The 2128-nt window shown below is 62.7% G+C and carries 4 protein-coding genes and 1 tRNA gene; 1 reads left to right on the top strand and 4 read right to left on the bottom strand.

The window, feature by feature from the left end; all coding sequences use genetic code 11:
• Positions 1–87: transfer RNA gene (locus ABYW26_RS13765), tRNA-Leu, on the bottom strand.
• Between the two features lie 57 nt (positions 88–144).
• Positions 145–705 (bottom strand): hypothetical protein, encoded by a 561-nt coding sequence (locus tag ABYW26_RS13760; protein WP_372605480.1) that lies wholly within the window; start codon positions 703–705, stop codon positions 145–147.
• Positions 706–807: 102 nt separating this feature from the next.
• On the opposite strand from ABYW26_RS13760, the gene ABYW26_RS13755 reads away from it, so the two are divergent.
• The gene (locus tag ABYW26_RS13755) at positions 808–1551 is read left to right on the top strand and encodes a rhomboid family intramembrane serine protease (protein WP_372605479.1); all 744 of its coding nucleotides are present in this window, start codon (positions 808–810) and stop codon (positions 1549–1551) included.
• A 9-nt stretch (positions 1552–1560) separates the two neighbouring features.
• Here the strand turns inward: ABYW26_RS13755 and ABYW26_RS13750 are convergent, their stop codons facing one another.
• The gene (locus ABYW26_RS13750) at positions 1561–1797 is read right to left on the bottom strand and encodes a hypothetical protein (RefSeq protein WP_372605478.1); all 237 of its coding nucleotides are present in this window, start codon (positions 1795–1797) and stop codon (positions 1561–1563) included.
• Positions 1798–1848: 51 nt separating this feature from the next.
• Positions 1849–2128, bottom strand: a 280-nt coding sequence (locus ABYW26_RS13745) for an inositol monophosphatase (protein WP_372605477.1), incomplete at its 5' end; no start/stop codon positions are given.

The following is a 2128-nucleotide window of genomic DNA, read 5'->3' as shown; positions in this document are numbered from 1 at the left end:
TGGTGCGGGCGGTGGGAGTCGAACCCACACGGGCACAAGGCCCAACAGATTTTAAGTCTGGTATGTCTACCATTCCATCACGCCCGCATCCGGTTCGCGCGATGCGGCGGACAATAGGCATTCGGCGGTCAGAGTAAAGTCGGCTCAGATATCGTCGCCCGATTGCGGCCGCATTTCCGGCGGCAGCAGGTGGCGCTCGGGCAACCACGGGTTGATCTCAAGCGCCTTGAGCAAGACCCTGAAGCCGTTTTCGGTCTGTCCCAGCCCCAGCAGCACCATCGCCTTGCCCGACATCGCCGCGTAATGGTCGGGCGACAGTTCCAGCGCCCGGTCCAGATCGGTCAGCGAGGTTTCAAAATCCTCGCGCAGGAAATTCACGAAAGCGCGTTGGTTATAGCCCTCGGCATAGTCCGGGCAGTATTCGATCAGCGCATCAAAGGCTTTCATCGCGCCCTCGAAATCATAGGCGGCGCGGCGCTCGATCCCGGCGTCCAGCCAGCTTTGGGCGCCGTTGTCCGGGGCGGTGGTCCACAGCAGCCACATCTCGTTGGTCAGGGCGCGGGCGTCCATCTCGGTTTCGGCATCGCGCACCGCATCTAACAGCACGGATTTGCGCGGCTCAAGATCGGGCGCCGGCGGGCAGGTTTCCGCCAGAACCGGGCCGGAAAGGCCAAGGAAAACAGCAAGGATCGCAACGTGTTTCATGCCCTTCAGGGTGCCACAGACGGCGCTCAGGTCAATTCACTTTTCCGCCAGCCTGCGGCGTCGGGCGCTTGACCCGGCGTGGCAACCGCGTAGCGTAAGCCGATGTTTCCGCTGCGCGATCATAACCCGTCGAACCGCACGCCCTATGTCACCTGGGCCCTTATCGCGATCAATGTCGTGGTGTTCGCCAGCTATTCCTCGGTGCTGTCCAATGACCGCGCGGTTCAGGCGTTTTTCTATGATTGGGCGCTGGTTCCGGCGGCGGTGTCGCAGGGGCAGGATCTGCACGGGTTCCTGACATCGATGTTCCTGCATGGCGGCTGGATGCATCTGGGCGGCAATATGCTGTTCCTGTGGATCTTTGGCGATAACCTTGAGGATATTCTGGGCCATGTCCGCTATCTGCTGTTCTATCTGGCCGGCGGGCTGGCGGCGGCGATGGCGCAATATCTGGCCGAGCCCTATTCGATGGTGCCGATGGTCGGGGCCTCGGGGGCGATTGCCGGGGTGATGGGGGGATATCTGTTGATGTTCCCCAAGGCGCGGGTCGATATTCTGGTGATTATCGTGTTCTTTTTCCGGGTGTTCTCGGTTCCGGCCTGGGTGATGCTGGGCTTTTGGTTCGCGATGCAACTGATCAGCGGCGCCTCGGCCACTGCCGAAACCGGCGGCGTTGCCTATTGGGCGCATGCCGGCGGGTTCGCGATGGGGCTGGTGCTGATGCTGCCGGTGTGGCTGCGCCGGGGCGGTCCGGGGTTCTGGAGCCGAAATGCCGGTCATCCGCCGCATCCCGAGGCGATCTATGCCCGCAGCAACGTGCCCAAGGTAACGCGCAAACGGCGCTAGGCCGGGGTCTTAGCGGGCGATGGTGCCACTATCGGCCTGAGGCGGCACGATTACGATCTCGATCGACGACAATTCAGCGGTGATGCTGTTGGCCAGCGCCACGGCACCCTGTTCGACCAAATTCGACGCGGCAAAGCCGAACCCGACCACGGCGGCGGTCAGAACCACCCAATCAACAGTGACCGCACCGGATTGATCCGATGCGAACCGCTGGCAACAGGCCGGGAATCGGGACAGGGTTTTCATGGCCCGGAGCCTAAGCACAAATCCGGGCTTTTTAATGGCTGGGAACCCGCTTTAGGCGGCGCGGATGACCTTGGCGAAGGTGTCGAAGATCGGCTCGTTCGCAGCGATGACTTCGCCATCTTCCAGAATGTTGCCATCCGGGTTGATCGGGGCGATCATACCACCGGCCTCGCGCACCAATAGCACGCCCGCGGCCAGATCCCACGCATTCAGGCCACGTTCCCAAAAGCCGTCGTAGCGGCCAGCGGCGACATAGGCCAGATCCAGAGCCGCCGAGCCCCAGCGCCGCACGCCAGCGCATTGCGGCATCAGCCGGGCCAGATCCTGCAGC

Origin of the sequence: Actibacterium sp., assembly GCF_041584535.1 — a bacterium.
Taxonomy (GTDB): domain Bacteria; phylum Pseudomonadota; class Alphaproteobacteria; order Rhodobacterales; family Rhodobacteraceae; genus Actibacterium_D.
Note: the sequence above shows the minus strand (reverse complement) of the source record. Positions and strands in the feature narration are given on the sequence as shown.